General features: G+C 57.9%; 11 protein-coding genes. 6 read left to right on the plus strand and 5 right to left on the minus strand.

The window, feature by feature from the left end; all coding sequences use genetic code 11:
- Position 1 precedes the first annotated feature (1 nt).
- The gene (locus NKH28_RS22565; RefSeq protein ID WP_352980480.1) at positions 2-1741 is read right to left on the minus strand and encodes a PAS domain S-box protein; all 1740 of its coding nucleotides are present in this window, start codon (positions 1739-1741) and stop codon (positions 2-4) included.
- Between the two features lie 286 nt (positions 1742-2027).
- Between NKH28_RS22565 and NKH28_RS22570 the strand changes: the two genes are divergently transcribed.
- From NKH28_RS22570 to NKH28_RS22590, 5 genes are all read left to right on the plus strand, one after another.
- Entirely contained in the window at positions 2028-2738 is a 711-nt protein-coding gene (locus NKH28_RS22570; protein WP_352472466.1) for a helix-turn-helix transcriptional regulator, read from the plus strand.
- A 279-nt stretch (positions 2739-3017) separates the two neighbouring features.
- On the plus strand, positions 3018-4121 hold the full coding sequence (locus NKH28_RS22575; RefSeq protein ID WP_352541735.1) for an NAD-dependent epimerase: 1104 nt from the start codon (positions 3018-3020) through the stop codon (positions 4119-4121).
- 343 nt (positions 4122-4464) lie between these two features.
- A complete protein-coding gene (locus NKH28_RS22580) occupies positions 4465-5832 on the plus strand; it encodes a lipopolysaccharide biosynthesis protein (RefSeq protein WP_352980481.1) in 1368 nt (455 codons plus the stop codon).
- The gene (locus NKH28_RS22585; protein WP_352980482.1) at positions 5829-6878 is read left to right on the plus strand and encodes a glycosyltransferase family 2 protein; all 1050 of its coding nucleotides are present in this window, start codon (positions 5829-5831) and stop codon (positions 6876-6878) included. The genes NKH28_RS22580 and NKH28_RS22585 overlap by 4 nt, the downstream gene beginning before the upstream one ends.
- A gap of 99 nt (positions 6879-6977) precedes the next feature.
- On the plus strand, positions 6978-8027 hold the full coding sequence (locus NKH28_RS22590) for a class I SAM-dependent methyltransferase (protein ID WP_352472463.1): 1050 nt from the start codon (positions 6978-6980) through the stop codon (positions 8025-8027).
- A 295-nt stretch (positions 8028-8322) separates the two neighbouring features.
- On the opposite strand, the gene NKH28_RS22595 is transcribed toward NKH28_RS22590, so the two are convergent.
- From NKH28_RS22595 to NKH28_RS22610, 4 genes are read right to left on the minus strand one after another with little or no spacing between them, the layout of a single operon-like run.
- Positions 8323-10539, minus strand: a complete 2217-nt coding sequence (locus tag NKH28_RS22595; RefSeq protein WP_352472462.1) for a GumC family protein — start codon at positions 10537-10539, stop codon at positions 8323-8325.
- Position 10540: 1 nt separating this feature from the next.
- The gene (gene asnB / locus NKH28_RS22600; protein ID WP_352501443.1) at positions 10541-12535 is read right to left on the minus strand and encodes an asparagine synthase (glutamine-hydrolyzing); all 1995 of its coding nucleotides are present in this window, start codon (positions 12533-12535) and stop codon (positions 10541-10543) included.
- Positions 12536-12539: 4 nt separating this feature from the next.
- Complete coding sequence (locus tag NKH28_RS22605) at positions 12540-13796, minus strand: O-antigen ligase family protein (RefSeq protein WP_352541728.1); 1257 nt, start codon at positions 13794-13796, stop codon at positions 12540-12542.
- Positions 13793-15013 (minus strand): glycosyltransferase, encoded by a 1221-nt coding sequence (locus tag NKH28_RS22610; protein WP_352541729.1) that lies wholly within the window; start codon positions 15011-15013, stop codon positions 13793-13795. Before NKH28_RS22610 ends, NKH28_RS22605 begins: the two co-directional genes overlap by 4 nt.
- Positions 15014-15954: 941 nt before the next feature.
- Between NKH28_RS22610 and NKH28_RS22615 the strand changes: the two genes are divergently transcribed.
- Positions 15955-17889, plus strand: a complete 1935-nt coding sequence (locus NKH28_RS22615; RefSeq protein WP_352980483.1) for a calcium-binding protein — start codon at positions 15955-15957, stop codon at positions 17887-17889.
- The last annotated feature ends 586 nt before the right edge of the window (positions 17890-18475 follow it).

Below are 18475 nucleotides of genomic sequence, written 5' to 3' on the forward strand. Positions count from 1 at the left end.
ACTACAATCCGATTTCCTTGCGTGACAGCCGCAGCGAATACCGTAACCCTTGGTCCGATATTTCCAGCCTGGGAGAGTGACCGACAAGCGGCGCTCCATCCACTCCGATTATCATGGAACCGAAGCCATGACGGACTACGCTCGAGGTCCGCCGCCGCCCCGATTCCACCCACTCGAACGCGATCTCGCTGCCTGTGTCTTCAGGTGCGAACGTCCAGCTTACGTCGATCCGGCCTTTTGGATCGCCAAGCGCTCCATACTTCATGGAATTGGTGGCAAGCTCGTGAACGATCATCGCAAAACTCTCGGCGGCGCCTCCCGACATCGTCACGGAAGGACCGCCGACCGATATGGCGCGTGTTCCCATATATGGTTGCAATTCTTGCGCAACGAGATCGTTTAGCGTCCCCGATACGCTGCCGTTGCGTGAAAGAAGCAGATGGGTTGCCTCAAGCGCGCGTATCCGGTCGATCAGCATTTCCTTGTATTTGGCAACATTGTTTCCAGGAGCATCGACCATTTTCACGAGCGCCGTGATCACCGCGAAAACGTTGCCGAATCTGTGACGCTGTTCGAGCATAATGCGCTCCCGCTTCTTTGCCGCGGCGCGCAGCAGCGTGGTTTGTCGTCTCTCGCTCAGGTCGGCGGCCACTCCAAGCCGCTGTCCACCATCATCATGTCTTTCCTCCCTTCCGCGCAGGGCAACCCAGCGGATATGTCCGTCCGGTCGGCGGACGCGTATCTCGACATCGTAATTCGTGACCGATGGTGCGGCCTTTCTCGATGCCGCCAGCTTTGGCCAGTCCGCCGGATGAACGACAGCTGACAGCTCCTCCAAACTGCGGCTATTGGCCTGGGCCAGGCCGAGAATGTCCCAGAACGTGTCCGAGCCCGTGACTACCCCGTCTTTAAGGTCTATGCGCCACGTGGCCAAGCGTCCAGCAGACAGAGCGAGGTCCAGCCATTCCTTCTGGGCCCGAAGCGCTTCGTGAACAGCGCGTCGTTCCGAAATATCGTCGACCACCACGAAGATGCTCTCCGAGAGGCCACCCTCGGGCACGGACGAAGAAAGCGTTAGCCTGGCCCAGAATGCCGTACCGTCCTTTCGTGACAGACGCACCTCCGAAACGAACGAAGAAATGTCATTGCCCAGCCTCGCCAGCAATTGCGCCAAGGTATCCCGGTCGTTCGGATGGGCGAGCGTATCAAGCTGTAATTGGGCAAGCTCCTCCTCCCTGTACCCGGTCATCTCACAAAGGCGTCTGTTGGACTGCAGCAACTCACCTTTCTTGTTGGTGTTCGCGAATCCCATGGCAGCACGTTCGAAGGCCCAACGATAGCGGCTTTCGGTCGCCTCGACGGCAGCGAGCCTGGCCTCCGCGACTTCCAGCAACTCACGCAAGTCCTGCCGCAGACGATGGAAGGTCATGGCAATCACGCCACCCGAAACCAGAAGCAGGATTGCGCGTGCCCAGTCTCCACTTGAAATCTGATCGTGTCCTCGTGCCCACAGCCCGACAGCAACCATCAGAATGGTCGCAGCGAGCGCAGGTACGCGGTCTTCGAGATAAGCGATAATAATAATAGCCGGAATAAATTCCAGAAAACTTGCGCCTTGCCCAATATAGGCTGACGATTTTATTTCAAATATCAGTGTGGCAGCTAACACCGATGCAGACGCAATATGAGTTAGCAATCTGCCCGACGGGTTCGAATTCGACCTGCGCGACTGCGAGCTCATGGACACAGACTACAACCTTCTGACTAGCCCGTCGAGACTAGAGCAAAAAACGTACAGCTTAGTACCACTGCCGGATTGCCATACCGCTATCATAGCGCGCATTTTATCGGACGCAGCGGGGCCTAAGAGCTGCCTTAGAACTGTCGGATCATATTAAGTTTTCAAGGTGATGATGAACGTATTATCCGTCAGCGCATAGAAGACTATAATCCAGCTACACATAGAAGACTACATGAATCCCGAATACTTATTTCGGGCGTGTGAAACTTTGGGTTAGGGGTAGAAAATGAATCTGATCGATAGACAGGTCGATGCTTCTTCGAACAATCGGTATATTGTTACGAGGACCAAGTATGATTTTGAAGCGCGGAATACGCGGCCCTCTTCTGGTCACCTTCCCGATCGCGCATCGGATCCATTGGGCGCAAGGTTCGGCGAACCAAAAGGCCGCAGTCTGGAATCCATAACCGGCGTGCTTGATCGCATTGGCTGTGGCTATCTCGTGTTGAATCGCGAAAGAAAAGTAGTCGAGTGGAACGCAGCCGCCCAAACCACGCTTGAGCGCCAGGGCGAAGCGGCCGACACGGCGAGCGGACTTACGGCCGCCCTAAGGCGGCTGATCGCGAATGTTCCGGGCCAATTCCTGCCGGGCTCATTGTCTTGGGTGGTGATCCGCAGCAGGGGCGACCGACCGGTGATACTGAACGAGAACGGCGTTATCGCTCCCGACGGAACAAGCATTGTGGCGCTGCTGGATCGCGACAACAGGTCGGGGCCAAATCCTCGGACGCTGCAAAGAATGTTTGGCTTGACGAGCGCAGAAACGCACCTCGCCTTGCGCTTGGCCCAGGGCGACGCACCTTTGGAGATCGCTCGCAGCTGGCGTCTCAGCCGCACCACGATCCGTTCCCAGCTTGCCTCGCTGTTCGCCAAGACCGAAACAAAACGCCAGGCGGAACTGGTGGCCCTTCTTGGGCGTATTTCGGTCCTGCCGTAAGGGCCGCGCAGTTGTTGGGGTCTAGTTGGCGGCATCCACATGCGACGGGGCTTGGTCGACCGGTGCTGGAGGCCGTTCCAACCTAGCTTGGCAGGTCACGTTGCGCAGCGCATGGCCGGCGCCTGCTCACCTGTGCCGACGCCGACGCCCCGGCACATAACATCCCGGCACAATTGGCCGGGATCTCGGAATAGGCAATTCGACACTGTCGAGTGACGTCGAAGGGGCAAAAAATTGGATCATGATTTAAACGGTGGTTCCGTTCTTTCTGCGGAAAATATGGAAACCGCCCGATCCCGGTCAGACCGCGCCGTGAAGGAACTCGTCCCGATAGGACCGATCGTCGTCACCGGTGCTGCAGGCTTCATTGGTTTTCACGTCGCCTTGCGGCTTTTGCGTCTGGGTGTCGAAGTCATCGGCGTCGACAATTTCACCCCCTACTACGATCCACGACTCAAGGAAGCGCGGTTTGCACGTCTCTGTGCCGAGCCGGGCTTCACTTCGATGCGAATTGATCTGGCGGATGCCGCCCGCGTTCAGCTGCTGTTCTCAGAATTTCGCCCCTCACACTTTGTCCATCTCGCGGCTCAGGCCGGCGTGCGTCATTCACTTGCTGACCCGCATTGCTATGTGCAATCGAACATAGTGGCGTTTCTCAACGTCCTTGAGGGCTGCCGGCACTTCGGCGTTAGTCATCTCGTCTACGCTTCGTCGAGCTCCGTCTACGGCTCAAATCGAACCACACCGTTTTCTGAGCATCACGGCGCAGACCATCCTGTCAGTCTGTACGCCGCAACCAAGCGTTCAAACGAATTCATGGCGCATTCATACAGTCATTTATTCTGCTTGCCCGTGACCGGACTCCGCTTCTTCACCGTTTATGGCCCCTGGGGCAGGCCCGACATGGCAGTCTACATGTTCACGCGTTTGATTATCGAGGGGAAACCAATCGAAGTAGCCAATGCCGGCCGCGTGTGGCGAGACTTCACCTATATCGACGACGTCGCTGAGGGGGTGGTTCGAGCACTCGCTGCACCGCCGCGACCCGACCCGGGTTGGGATTTTCTTACCGCAGATCCCGCCACAAGTTCTGCACCGTACCGCGTCTATAATATTGGCAACGACCGGCCGGAGGAGATTAACCGGCTGATTTCGCTCATCGAGACCGCCCTTGGCTGCCGGGCGATTCGCGTGGAAGTGCCTCTACCACCGGGCGACGTTCTGGAGACTCGCGCCGACGTGAGTGATCTTCGTAACGCTGTCGGCTTCGCCCCGGCGACAACGCTCGAGGACGGAGTGCAACGCTTTGTCGAATGGTACCGGGACTTTCATGGAACGAACATCGCAGCCAGCACACAGCAACAAACGTTAATGCATGTGTAAGCCCACCGTGTAATCCGCGCCTTGTCGGAGCGACGAATCCACGCGTCGGCCATCCTTGTCGCGGCTGCTGGTCTGGTCAAAAGATCCAGTTGGTACCGCATAACGTGACGACGACATTCCCGAGCATCGATGCCCGCGCGATCCCCGCAGAAATCAGTTCATCGCGGGCAAGTCCAACGAGCGGTCTCAATTTCAGAGCTGCAGTTGTGCCCCGCCCGGAGCACAAAGAATTCGCTACATCGCCGCTCCGCCGAACGATGTCATTCAGATGGATGATGGTGACGTTCAGGCCCCATCGTAAGCTCCGGTCAACCGCATTTTGCCTCCTCGGAATCGCGAGCTCATGTCCCAAAGCTACTTTCTGAGATCCAGGACGGTTCCTACGGTCGAGAAAATAATCACCCGTGTTCCTCCAAGCCCGATCGGCAGTATTCTGCGCGCGGCAGGAGGCGTTTCGGCCATGGCGATTGCCGGTCAGTTGACTCTCGTCGCCGCTATTCCCGTTTTGGCCCGGCTCTATTCCCCGGCAGATTTCGGGATCTTCACGATTTATCTTTCGATCGTAAACATCCTCGGCGCGATCGCAGCACTGCGTTTCGAGGCCTCTCTCTATGGTGTCAAGGACAATGCGCGGGCGTATGTGACTGTTAAGCTCATTCTCCTGGCTGTGTCGGTGACGAGTGTCCTCGCCTTTGCGGCAGGACTGCTGTGGGCGAGCATCGCTCCAGCGCGGGTCGGCCACCTCGCCTGGCTCGTTCCACTTGGGATGGCGGGCGCAGGTCTCGTCGAAGCCATGAACTGCTGGAGCCTGCGCGCAGGCCTGCTACGAGACTTCGCCCTCGGCCGGCTGATCTTGCCGGCGACCATGGCCCTGCTGCAATTGATTTTTGGGCTCGCCCATTTCGGAGGTGAGTCGATGGTACATGCCCATATCCTGAGCCAATTCATTTTTATCGGACTCCTCGGCTCTCGGATTCTGAGCTGGAAGGACTTACACGGCGTCGCCCGAGCGCCGTGGCGTACCGTCTTTGCCGTCGCCAGGCGAGAATACAAGTTTCCGTTATTTGACATTCCCTCAGCTCTCGCGAGTTTCGCCATTATCAATCTTCCCGCAATACTTGTTGGTTCGCTGTTTGGCGCCGCTTTTGCGGGTTACCTGGGAGTGGCAGCGCGGCTGGTGACTGCGCCGGTCACGCTGATCGCCACCCCGCTCAGCAATGTTTTTGTCTCCGAGGCGAACAAAAACAGTGATCGCAGACATCTGCTCGGCACCGCACGCGGCCTCTTGATGCTTTCAGCCTGCCTCACTGCATTGCCAATATTGGCGCTTGGCCTGGCTGCGCCATATATTGTCGTCCCCCTGCTGGGCCCGCCCTGGGTTCCCGCCGCAGACATTATGACCGCGCTGGCGTTCATGGGGGCTGCGCAGGCGTTGGCGACGCCGCTTCAAGATGTCCCAGCTCTCCTGCGCCGGCAGGAGCTACGGCTTCTCGTCGACAGCGCGCGGACGGCGCTGGTGTTTGGTCCGCTTCTTGCCGGTGCTGAGGCAGGTTGGGAACCACTCAAGGTCATTTATCTGATGGCGGCCGGCGGCGGCGTCGGGTTTGCACTGAAAACGGCGGCCTCTCTGTATATTTTGAGCCATGCCATTAAACCAGCGGGAGCTGCCATACCAAAACAAGGTCATCATCTCGAGGGAAAAGCACCATGAAACAATCGCAGCTTGATCAGCTCCAAACGACCGCTGTGGTTGACCAACATCATCGCGCTGATGTTTCGCGACTGCGCCCTTTCATTTCAGTTGCAATCCCAACCTTTCGCCGACCGGACACGATCCGCCGGGCAATGGATAGCATTCTGAGTCAGAATTTTTCCAGTTGGGAGTTGGTCGTCAGCGACGACGAGGGCCGGGACGGACCGACCTGGGCAATCGTGGCCGAGTATGCGCGGACCGAGCCTCGCATCCGAATTGTCGAAAACTGCCGGGGCCGCGGTCAGGTAGAGAATACCAACAATGCCATGCTCGCTTGCGCCGGAAAATGGATCAAGCTGCTCCATGACGATGACTGGCTCGCCCCGGGCGCACTCAAGACCTTTGCCGAGGTTTCCACCAAGCATCCCTCAGCTGCATTCATGACCTGTGCAGCCAATATAATTGAGGACGATCGGATGAAATTCCGATTGCCACCGCAGGGGCGGCAACGAATTTCCGTCTACTCAAGCCAGCAATGCCTGACGGACCTCTATCTGGTCCGCACGACGCGGAGCCTTGGGATCATCCCATCGACGCTTTTGATCAACCGCGACGTCATTCACGCGGGTTGCCTGATGCGCGCCCATAATTCAATCCCAGCTGGAGTCGACCAGCTGTTCTTTGTCGATCTGGCCTGCCACGGAGACATGGTCGCGATAAACGATGGCTTGATCTTCTACGACGCGACGAACCACCCGAGCATCACTACAACCAAGAGTTTCGATGAGGTCGATCAGGTAACGCTTGCCGTCAAAGAGCTTAACTGGAACCTCATCGAGGATCGTAAACATCTTCCCTGCCCTGAGACTCTGTTACGGGCGCTGCGGGTTGCTCGTCTTCCCAGCAGATTCCACCAGCAACCCTGGCGGGCGACGATCCGAGATGCGATGCAAATTCTTCGCCCGTCAGTTATGAAAATAGCGAGCCAGCACATTCTTACTTACGTGTTCGCGATCCGCCCGAGACTGGGTCGATTGCGTAGCCTGAGACGATTTAGCTTCTGAGCATGGCGGCATCGTCGAGCGCGACGGCGGGCGGGCTGGGGCGCATCATATACCGTCGAAGGCGGCTTTCCTTCGGTCTGGCCTTTAGGGGTAAGCGAGATGACCATTTGTCCGGCGTGTGCCAGTGTATCAACCGCGAAATTGTTCGAAGTGACAGCAGATGAGGCCTCTCGACATTTCATCAATCCGCGTCAGGACCCCGATCGCTCTCGAAAATTAACAAGCCACCTGTCGGATCTCTGGGGCAGCAACACATGCGATATCCGCAAATGCGCAGATTGCGGATTCGGTTTTGCAGATCCCTTCGTCGCTGGCGGCGTTGAATTTTATAACTTAGCCTGGGCGTACCCTTCCTATCCGACCATGAAATGGGAATATTCAAGGACTATCGAAGAGCTCGCGGGCCTGAAGACTGGCGGAAAAACTGCCCTCGAAGTGGGGTCTGGGTTCGGATATTTTCTCGATCGCATCAAGAATAAATTCTTCCATGTTTCCGACATCTCTGCGGTCGACTACAACGAAACGGCGAGGTCTGTACTGGCGTCGAAAGGCTTTAAGACCTATTCAGGCGATTTTCGGATGGACAGCTTCGATTCTATGAAAGAGTCCTTCGACTTTATTTTCATGTTTCAAGTCTTCGAGCATATGGACCAAGTGGACGACGTTTTTGCTCGATTGAAATATCTTTTGAAGGCGCAAGGATCTGCCTTTATCGCCGTGCCAAATGAAAACAGAACTTACTACATGGAGTCCCATGGCTCGCTCATAGACATGCCACCAAACCACATCGGCCGATGGACGAAAGAAGCCTTCGATGCCATATGTCAGCGGCACGGCTTGCAATTGAGCAAGTGCGAGCGGGAGCCGTTCAATCTCGCCAAATTCCTGAAACAAGACATCGTCCACAGCTTTTTCCGAAAGGGAGAGAAACCAGGTAGCGTGAGTGAGTTCGTGCGCGCCCTGCCGCGAAGCAAAGCGCAACGGATTGCGCAAGGTTTGACTGCCCTTGCGATTTCACCATCGCGGTTGCCGGCATGGGCATACGCGGTCAGGAATGCATCGACGATGGGGGGGAGCGCACTCTGGGCAAAGATCGACAAAGTCTCGTCACCTGCGCTACGGATTCATCGCCAAGCCAAGCAGCGATGAGCGGGTCCGCGTGAAGGGTGATTTCGACACCACTAGGCGCGCGGTGAACGCCAAGCAGACGAAGGACGGCGTCAGGCGCGTTGCCTCAGATGGGGTCCGGAATTCATGAATGCCCGTCCGGCGGCTCCTGGCCGTAGGTTCCGTTGTGACACTTCGGACCCACGCTCCGGATGGATCTCTCCGCGACAACCCCAGCTACTGCCGGATGGCCCGCGCCCAGCAGCCGATCGGCGCAGCGCCTAGCGCGGTGATTTTCAACCAAGCGGGAAGTGCGCAACAACAAGAGCCGCGCTCGTCATGTCCTCTCCAGCAAGAGGTCAGCGCTGTCCCCGAACCGGTAACCAGCGTGCTTCCTGAGATTAACCTTCGTGAGAACGCTTGCGACGGGGACCGAAGCTGGTGCATCGCCCGCAAGCAGGTCCAGAACGCCTCGCGCGATGCTGCGTCGCGTTTTCGCCCAGCGAACGGCGAAAAGAACCACGTCACCCCAGCCTGTCAGGAGCCTGGCCTCTGGTCCCTCAAGCCCCAGCGGTCCATTTATGATGACGACCCGATAGATCGAGTGCAGTTCATCTTTGAAAGGGGAGCCGTCGACACTGGACAGCAAGGGCAGCAGATCCTCCGACGGTGCGAGCGCCATGAAGTCGATCCCGATCGCCGACATTCCTGCTATCGCATCGTGCAGTGCACAACGGTCACTCACATAGTCTCCGAAAAAATTGTGCGGCTTACGTGCGCTGAATTCCTTCACAAACTCGCCCGTAAGGCGGTGGTCCGTGCGGTCCAGATCAATGAAGAGTACTCGCCCTCCAAGTCTGGTGGCCGCCAAGGCCATGCTCCATGCGAGCTCGGTCTTGCCATCATCCTCACCGCAGGATGTTATCAAGATTATGTTCGAGTAATCCCTTGCCTGTTGGGGCGCCGCGGCGACAAGCAGGGACGTCACGGCGCGGCTGTATCTGCACCCCTGCTGGCCTGAAACCAGCTGCTGCAGTCGCTTCGCGTGCGTTGTGGGAGCCTGGGGTATTAGCCCGAGGCACGGAACCTTGAGCGCTGCTTCAGCTTCGGCCTCTCCGCGCAAAGTGCGATCGAAGCGTTGGCGGACAAGTATGAAAATCCCTCCAATCAGGCCAAACACGACCATGCCAGGCGGAATAAGAAAAATTGGCGAAAGAGTCGTTGGATTGGTAGGGGGCCACGCCGCTGAGAGAAGCCTGACTCCGGGGGATGGACTTGCAATACGCCGCATCAAGTCCTGTTGCCGGGTCAAAAGGTCGTTGTAGCGCTGCGTCAGGATGCTGACCTGCGGCTCGAGAGCACGCAGTCCGGAAAGCCGGCCGGCTGTATCGGCCACAACCGCATCTAGGACATCCTTACGCTTTTGCAGCGCCGCAATCTGGGAGCGATAGATGTTTGCCTCAGCAGCGACGCGGGCGATTTCTTGTTCGATCTCACGATCGATCGCATTTGTGACATTCTCATCTGCCGTGCCGTTGGCCTGGCCTGCCAAGAGATCGGCCAGCAAGGGTGATCCGATGGCTTCGGCTACCGAGGCAACGGGCGCGCCCCCCTTTCGCAAGTCCTGAATGTGTTGGAGTCGGGATTCCGTTGCGGAGAGGTCCGCTTTCGACAAGGAAATTTGCTGAGTGAGTTCGGCTGTCTCCTTGGCAGCATTGTCCGCCGCACCTTGATCGACCGCGCCATGGCTCAACCGATATCTCTCCAGACGATCGGTCGCTTCTGCCAGACTGCTTTGTATAGTCGGCAGCCCGGAGACTATCGAGTCGAGTTCCAGCCTGTCCGACGCTTGGCTTTTCCTTGCCAGATCGCCAATATACACTTCGACGAACGTGTTGGCGATCAGAGCGGCTCGCGCCGGATCGTGATCGGTGAAGCCGACACTGATAACTCTCGATCGCAGCTCCTGGCCGATCCTCATACCTTCACGCAGCACCTTGAGTTCAGCCGCATCTGGCGCCGCCGGCGTGCTTCGCGGCCAAATTTTGGCCAGCAAATCGGCTGGAACCGAGCGCAAATTCAGCGGCTCGACGCCAACAGGCTTCGGAGGATGGTTTCCGGTTCGAGCACCAGCCTGTTTAGCCCCATTGGCAGCATCTGTTTTGCGCAGCGCTGCCACTACGCTTCGCAGGTGGCTTTGCGATGAGAGCATGGTGATATGGTCGTCAATGCTGGAATCCAGCTGATCCTGAGCAGAGATCAAGCCGCCGGCAGGGGCTGCTCTACTAGGTGCGTCGACGATTACCTGCGTGGTGGCCTCGTATAGGGCAGGCCGTGCAAGCCCTCCAAGCGCGGCCAAGACACCGCCTGCGACGACCATGGCCAGGAGGAACCACTTTTTTCTTGAGAGGGTGACGAGGAGCTGATGGAGCGGGGTTTGCGTGTCCATCTGCTCACGTAACGGCCGTTTCATGCGCGGAGTGATTTCGCGCGCAGGCAAGTGCATTTCGGTAACGTGCGGAAGGTGGATGCGGCTAACTATGGACCCTTCCATCTTAATCTCCTGTAAGTTCGGGCACGCGAGAACCCGTTGCTGGCGGCGATGGCCGCCTTGCCTCGTTGTGCCAGGCCTGGAACATCAAAGCCGGCCACAATTCGCGAGAATGGTCGTGCCTGCCATCGACGTGACCGCGCCAGCACGCATCCACCTTCGCAAGGTCGAAAATTCCGTCTCCGGAGATGCGCATATCGGCGACAAGATCGTTTGCCCAACTGAGCAGCGGGCCCCTCAGCCAGACTGCTATAGGAACATCGAAACCTTGCTTTGGCCGCTCGATCAGTCGCTGCGGAACGTACCGGCGCAACAACTGACGAAGGATCCACTTACCTTTGCCATTACGAACCTTGGTATTCGTCGGCAGGCGCCAGGCGAATTCGACAACCCGATGATCGAGTAGCGGGCACCGCCCCTCGAGGCTGTTGGCCATGCTGGCGCGGTCCAGCTTCACCAATATATCGCCGGGCAGGTAGCCGTCCATATCGTCATACAAAAGACGGGACAGCAGCCCATCAAGCCGGTGCTCGACGTGGATTGATGAGGGGGGCTGGTGCAGGCTGAGGTTCTCGGTCGACGATCTCGTCAGTCGCCGAAACAACTCGTCCTCATCGGCTGCAGCGAGTAGCTGAGCGAGGCGATCCAGCCGGTCGCCCCGCAGCGCATGCCGTGCACCCTCCGAAAGCGGCAGCTTCCCGACGAGATCGTGACGGGCTGCACGGGCCAGTAACCCAGTGCCTGCCGCGAGCGCCCGACGCAGTGCCGACGGCAGAGTATGCTGTCGTCGCAGGCGGGCAGCCATGAAGTGGCGGGCGTAGCCGGCGAAGCATTCGTCGCCACCGTCACCCGACAGAGCCACCGTAACGTGCCGGCGGGCGAGCCGCGCCACCAGCAGAGTTGGTATCTGCGATTCGTCAGCGAAAGGCTCGTCCCAGATCTGCGGCAATTCTGGAATGACTTCGCGCGCTACGGCAGCCGAAAGGTGGAGTTCGGTATGGTCGGTGCCCAGATGCCGCGCGACTTCCGCCGCGTGGGGAGCCTCATCGAACCCGCCCTCTCCGAAAGCGATCGTGAACGTGCGCACCGGCTTGTCCGATTGAGCCTGCATCAGGGCTACAACCGTCGAGCTGTCTATTCCGCCCGACAGGAAGGCCCCGAGCGGAACGTCAGCGATCATGCGCTCCCGAACGGCAAGTCGAAGCAGGCCATCCAGTTCAGTGGTAAGTTCTTCGTCACTGCCGACGACCTGCTCCGCCCGCCCTTTGGCGGCGGTTTCGGCTAGCGACCACCAGTATCGAATACGATGCGCTAGCGAGGCGGCACTTCGCGACGCGGCGAAGTCAGCGGCCGTCACCGACAGGACCGAACCCGGCGGTAATTTGAACACGCCTCGCCAGATGCAGCTGTCATCCGGTACCCATCCGTTCGAAAGCATCGCCGCGGCCGCATTGATATCGAGCTCCTGACAAAAACCTGGAAAACGGGTGATCGCCTTCAACTCAGAGGCAAAAACAAGCGCATCACGTGTTGAGGCGACATAAAGCGGCTTTTTGCCCATTCGGTCGCGGGCGAGATGGAGCGTCCTCGTCTTCAGATCCCATAGTCCTAGCGCGAACATGCCGGCGAAGCGTGTGAGTGCTTTTTCGAGGCCCCAATTCTCAATAGCGGCAAGCATGACCTCGGTATCGCTGGTGCCCCTGAAATGACGACCTGTACTTTCCAGTTCGCAGCGCAGATCGCGGAAATTGTATATTTCGCCGTTAAACGTAATGACGTATCTGCCGCTTTCGGAATGCATTGGCTGGCAGCCCGCCTCCGACAGATCAACAATGGCCAAACGCCTGTGACCGAAGGCAAGCCCGGCTTCGCTATGTATCCAGAATGCCTCGCCATCCGGTCCGCGGTGACGAAGCGCGGCCGTCATTTGCTCTATTGCCTTGAGCGGCTTCGTGTCGGCTGAATCGGGGGCAAGAAGAATTCCGGCAATACCACACATGCCATTAACCCGGATTGTTGGAGATTGCAGAAACTGCTTTCGGAGCACCGGCGACAAGGCAGATGGTCAGCGCAAACCACACGATCGGGTGACGGATGATCAGGTGCGGCATTCCGAAAATAGCGATTGACACCACGAGCGCTAACAGCGCGTCGAGCTTCGCACGCCATACCGACACGATGGCGGCGCTGACGATCCAGACCAGCGCCAGAACCGCAATAAGTCCACCTTGAGTGTACAGGTCGAGGATCGTGTTGTGAGCCTCGAAGGGTCGTTCCAGAAATTGCGATTCGAACACTGATGGGCGCTCGAGATGCGGACCTGGACCAAGGCCCAACGACCCGGATTCCGCGCCCTTCTCTATTGCTTCGTCCCAGAGATGCACGCGGAGTGCGGCGGTTTCGGCAGTGGCCTCGCCGCCCTTGTCCTTGGTCAGGCCCTTGGCGAAGTTTTCGAGGACGCTCGCCTCCGTCACGGCGTAGGGAGTTATCGCGATCGCCAACGGAAGGATACCGACGAGCAACAGGAGGACGGCTTGCCGTGAAAAGCTGCCCCTGTTACCACCGGTCTTGAGCCATGTCCTGATCCGCAGCCCGAGGAACGTCAGGCAAGTCAGGATGCTGGTATACAAATAGGTATCGCTCTTTGTCAGCCTCCCGACATAGAAGGTTAGGAACAGGCTGGCGATCCCAAGAAACCTGCCCCATCGATTGCTGGTGGTGGTCGCAAGATGCAAGGCTAGCGGGCCAAAGATTGCGCAGTAGAGCGCGAGCTGATTTGGATTGTGCGACCAGCCGCGAAAGCGGTCCCAGTACCAGGGATCGACGCCAGCTCGGGGGATCCAGCCCCAGCCCTGTCCCAGCTGAATGGCAAGGGCCATATTCGCGATACCCACGACCCACCAGCCAGTACGACGGAGATGGCGGTCGGCGTCGGGTTCTGCAACGGCAAGGCAGGTGACGCTGACCAACAGCAGGTAGGCCATCGTATCGTGCATCAGGCCCGTCAGGTATAGAACTGTGGTCAGATAGCCGACAACGGTGCCGACCCCCAGAGCCAGCGCCATGATCGTCCAGTAACTTGCAAGGAGTGTCAGCGCCGGCCTGGTCTCCAGGCGACCGCCGGCAAGGACGCGCGCGATCGACAGCATGATCCAAAGCACGAGGAACAGTTCGCCAATCCCCAAGGGCGACCCGGGAATGTCGAGTTGCTCCGCATAGGTCGTTGCGAGCCCGCAGGCCAGGATCGCGTCCCGGATCATCGGCGCACATCCAATCTACCGCTGACAGCATCGTCTCTAATTAAGATCGGATACGCCGGTCGGGCGAGGCCACCGTGGGATTTGGCGCCAAGGATATTTTCGTACAGATCGCAATACTGAGCGACCACCCGCGGCAGCGCGAACTGCTCACGGACGAGTTCGACAGAACGACCGCCCATGATTTTTCCGTGACTGCGGTCGGACAGGATGTCGACTATTCGAGATGCAAGGCCATCGGCGTCGTAGGGTTGGACTAGGTAGCCGTTCCATCCATCCTCGACCACCTCATTGCAGCCGGGCATCTTTGAGGCGACCATGGGCAATCCCGCCAGCCCTGCCTCGAGCAGGACGCGCGGGATTCCTTCTCGATATTGTGTGGGGAAGGCGAACACGTCGGCCATGCCAAGAAGGGCTGGAACATCGCGTCGTGGGCCTAGCGCGATGATATGAGGAGCGTGTCTATCGATTTCCGACTTGTCGACTGCAAATGGACCTTCGGACTCCCAAGGGCCGACAAGCACGAAACGCGCATTAGGCCTTTTAGAAAGGACGCGGGGGACTGCTTGGAGCAGCGTCGGGATGCCCTTCTGGCGGGTTAGCCGGCCCACAAAAATTACGATCTCTGCTGACTGGAGCCCGAGTTCCTGGCGCATTTTCGCCGCCGGCGGAGCAAGCTGCCTGGCCATAGCGAACGCATCGACATCGATGCCAGAACTGCGGATCACTCTTCCGCTGCCAGGTTCAATCAATCGAAAGCGCTTGAAGAAAGCCTCATCGTCCCGATTCTGAAATACCGTCGCTGCCGTCCAGAAGGAGGCAAGCCATTGTAGTCCGCAAAAAATTGGACGTAAGGCCAGAGCCCGCGGTTCCAACGATGAGAATGTCCAGCCCAGGCCGTTGATCGTGCGCACGACCGGGACCGTTCCGCGCACCGAAATGGGTGTCAGCAGGTTAGGCTTGGTATCGAAGCTTTGGACGATGTCAGGCCGGAGTTCCGCAAGCAATTTCCGAATCACTCTTACAGCGGTCCACTCGCCAGTGCCGCTGGCAAATCGGTCGAAACCGTAGCGGCGATGCGGAATGCCATGCCGCAAAAACGCAGCCTCATCGCCGGTTGAAACTGCCGTGACCCGGAAGCCGCTTTCGCGCAGCGACATTAGGAACGGAATTCTCAGGGCGTGATCTTCGCCTCCCACACAAACGAGATGCGGATTCATCCCGAAGCTCCCGTCCGTGCGCCGTGTTCCGGTCGCGTGAAGTAACTGCCTTTCGCATCTGCTTTCATGGTTTTGCTTCGTTACTTCTGTGCGCGTGAAAGGATACGGTAGGAGGAGGCTTGCATACTGTCCTCGTCTGTTTGAATGAGGCAAACTGCATGGGGATCACGGCCTTACGGGTATCGCGAACCGCCTCGACGGCATCTGGTGGTGCATAGGAACGGGTACGGTGATGAATTGCGCCTCGAACTCTAGGGGTTCGGCCAAGCCGGACTTGCAACTGATAAGGCAACCGAAGAAAGCGCTTCCGACAGTCGTGCGTTGTACGGCTGCTCTACGCTGGGCGCGTCGGATTCCTAAGCTCCCGGTCCGGGTTCGCGCCTCAGCTTGTCCCGCTTGTGCTACCAGGCATGATAGTCGACCCCTCAGCCACAACTCCTGGCGCAACCTGCCTCCTTGCGACCAGCGGATAAGCCGATTCGGACCGTTCCGACGCCGGCGACCTGATCTGCCGACCGATTTCACGCGACGAACGCGCGGACACCTACGAATTATCCACAACTAATTGGTTGCGGGATTGAGACTGTGGAGGGGTCTGGCTCTTAGGTGAACGTCTGTCTGATCTCTCAATGCGCGGGTGAACAGTTAGATAGAAACATAATTTACAAGTTTATTTCAGCGATCTGCAAGATACGCTCTAGATATTTAACTATCTGTCTTTCAATCTAACCAGATGGGCTGGATAAAACACGGCCCTTTGATGGGATCATATTCTTGTTACTTATTTATTATGTCCATGGAAGTTACTCCTTCCGTGCAGCATTCCTATTGGCGATCAACCATTCTATCAGAGCCTGCAGGTATGTGATTTGGCGCTAATATACACCCTCTAGTAGGCAGACATCCGCGGGGCGCTATCGAATCAAAATGAGGGATTATGGATGGCAACTCTGCACTATGCATCGGGTGGTTCTGCCACCGAAATCGCAACCGCCGGCTTCAATCTGGCTGACGTTCAGTATGTTTCGCTGGTCGACGCATTGCCTGACGGCATGAAAGGCCTGGTGTACCTCAACGAGCATGAGGGCGTAACCGCATCCTTCATCGAGAAAATGACCCCCTTCCTCGGCAATCCGAATGTGTTTGGGTTCTATCTGGTTGACGAGCCTGATCCCACGGGCAGGTGGGGCACCTATGCAACCGCCGAGAACCTGAAGGCGGAATCCGACTGGATCCATGAGCATTTTCCAGGCGCCAAGACCTTCATCACCATGATGAACATGGGATCCCCGACCAATCCGGATTTTACCAACACCTACAATCCCGCCAACACGCATATCGACTATTTTGGAATAGACCCCTATCCGGTGCGCACGGGAACGGACACGGTCGACTACGACATGATCGACCGAGCCGTGGCTGCAGCGGTGAAGTCGGGCATCCCGATCAGCAACATCGTTCCGGTCTATCAGGCCTTCGGCGGCGGCAACTGGGAGACTTCCGACGGCGGCAGACAGGTCATGCCCACCGCCGAACAGATGCAAATCATGATCGATCATTGGGCCAAGCTGGTTCCGTCACCTGCCTTCGACTACACCTACAAATGGGGAACGCAGAACGGCGACACCGCATTAGAGAGCTCTCCGGAACTACAAGCCGTTTTCCGGGAGCACAACCTCGCAACGACTGGGACCGAACCGCCTCCCGTCGACACAAGCGACACCTTGTATGGCACCAGCGGCGACGATGTGTTTCACGGCGCCGGCGGCCACACGATGATCGGCTATGGCGGCAATGACACCTATTATGTCGATGACATCCGCGACAAGGAGATCGAGGCCGCGGGCGGCGGTACCGACAAAGCATTCGCCTCCGTAAGTCATGCGCTTGCGGCCGGATCGGAAATCGAACTTCTCGCCACCAACAGCCCGTCCGGCACCACGGCAATCCACCTCGCGGGCAACGAATTCGGCCAAATCATCCAGGGCAATGCCGGATTCAATATCATCAATGGCGGCGGTGGCGCCGACACGATGGCTGGCTATGGCGGCCCCGATACCTACTATGTCGACAATGCCGGCGACAGGGTAATTGAGGCGGTGGGTGGCGGCGCCGACAGGGTGGTCACTTCGGTGAGCCATACGCTTTTAGCAGGCTCGGAGATTGAGATTCTTGCCACCAACAACCCGTCCGGGACGACGGCAATGAACCTCAGCGGCAACGAATTCGGCCAGACCATCCAGGGCAACGCCGGCGCCAACATCATCAATGGCGGCGGCGGCGCCGACAAGATGGTCGGCTATGGCGGCAACGACACCTTCTATGTCGACAACGCCGGCGACAAAGTCTACGAGGCAGTGGGCGGCGGCAGCGACAAAGTGCTCGCCTCGGTGAGCCATGCCCTTTTGGCCGGCTCGCAGGTCGAGCTCCTCGCCACCACCAGCCCGTCCGGTACGTCTGCAATCAACCTGACCGGCAACGCCTTTGCCCAGACCATCCAGGGCAATGCCGGCGCCAATGTCATCAATGGTGGCGGCGGTGCCGACATCTTGACCGGTAACGGAGGCAATGATGCCTTCGTGTTCAACAGCGCCCTTGGAGCCGGCAATATCGACAAGGTCACCGACTTCAACAAGCTCCAGGACAAGATCCAGCTCGACGACGCCGTTTTTGCCGGGCTTAAGTTGGGCGGCCTTTCATCCGATGCTTTCTTTGCTGGCACGGCTGCGCATGACAGCTCCGACCATATAATCTACAACAGCTCAACCGGGGCGCTCTCTTTCGACAGCGACGGGATCGGTGGCGCAGCTCAAATACAGTTCGCCACTCTCTCTCCAGGTCTGTCGCTTACGGCAGGTTCGTTCCTTGTGATCTGAACGACCCGGAACGGCGGACCTTCAATTCGAGACGGTCCGCCGCCTTATCTTTGTTCAAGCACCGGATTTTTCCAAAGCGGGATGCCCATTTCTGGCTGATGCTCAACCTTCGTCACCCAGCGGGTTCGAGTTGTGTGCGTCAAGTTCAGCAAAATGGCGTGGCATTGCGGTGACGTCGGCGTGTCCGCCGCGCAGCCCCCGTGTTTAGCGGAGCGGCGGACACATGACGGTGCTCAGGCGGCCAAGGCCCTCAGGCTCTCCAGCTGGGAACCAGCCCTACTCTCACCTTTTGGGAGGTTTCCTAAATTGATTTGATTTCGATCACGGAGATCTGCCGACCGATACCAGGTGACGAGCGCGCAGATGCCTACGAATTGTCCACAGCTAATTGGTTGGGCAGTGAAACTGTGGAGGGGCCCGGAGTCAGAGGTTAACGTCATTTTGAATTTCCGTACGAAAGTTGACGTCTAACGCATTAAAATCTATAAATGTATAGCCATTATAAAAATATCGAGGAACTTCAAAAACTACAGCGCCTTCAAAATAAAGTCGCAATTCTGGCATCATTCTGACATCAGAAGACAAT

Origin of the sequence: Mesorhizobium sp. M1227, from assembly GCF_040318315.1 — a bacterium.
Taxonomy (GTDB): domain Bacteria; phylum Pseudomonadota; class Alphaproteobacteria; order Rhizobiales; family Rhizobiaceae; genus Mesorhizobium.

Excerpts from the sequence above, each read along its gene's own strand:
- NKH28_RS22590 (WP_352472463.1), top strand. The coding sequence starts at position 6,978 with ATGACCATTTGTCCGGCGTGTGCCAGTGTATCAACCGCGAAATTGTTC.
- NKH28_RS22580 (WP_352980481.1), top strand. The coding sequence starts at position 4,465 with ATGTCCCAAAGCTACTTTCTGAGATCCAGGACGGTTCCTACGGTCGAG.
- NKH28_RS22595 (WP_352472462.1), bottom strand. The coding sequence starts at position 10,539 with ATGGAAGGGTCCATAGTTAGCCGCATCCACCTTCCGCACGTTACCGAA.
- NKH28_RS22610 (WP_352541729.1), bottom strand. The coding sequence starts at position 15,013 with ATGAATCCGCATCTCGTTTGTGTGGGAGGCGAAGATCACGCCCTGAGA.
- NKH28_RS22565 (WP_352980480.1), bottom strand. The coding sequence starts at position 1,741 with ATGAGCTCGCAGTCGCGCAGGTCGAATTCGAACCCGTCGGGCAGATTG.
- NKH28_RS22605 (WP_352541728.1), bottom strand. The coding sequence starts at position 13,796 with ATGATCCGGGACGCGATCCTGGCCTGCGGGCTCGCAACGACCTATGCG.
- NKH28_RS22575 (WP_352541735.1), top strand. The coding sequence starts at position 3,018 with ATGGAAACCGCCCGATCCCGGTCAGACCGCGCCGTGAAGGAACTCGTC.
- asnB (WP_352501443.1), bottom strand. The coding sequence starts at position 12,535 with ATGTGTGGTATTGCCGGAATTCTTCTTGCCCCCGATTCAGCCGACACG.
- NKH28_RS22585 (WP_352980482.1), top strand. The coding sequence starts at position 5,829 with ATGAAACAATCGCAGCTTGATCAGCTCCAAACGACCGCTGTGGTTGAC.
- NKH28_RS22570 (WP_352472466.1), top strand. The coding sequence starts at position 2,028 with ATGAATCTGATCGATAGACAGGTCGATGCTTCTTCGAACAATCGGTAT.
- NKH28_RS22615 (WP_352980483.1), top strand. The coding sequence starts at position 15,955 with ATGGCAACTCTGCACTATGCATCGGGTGGTTCTGCCACCGAAATCGCA.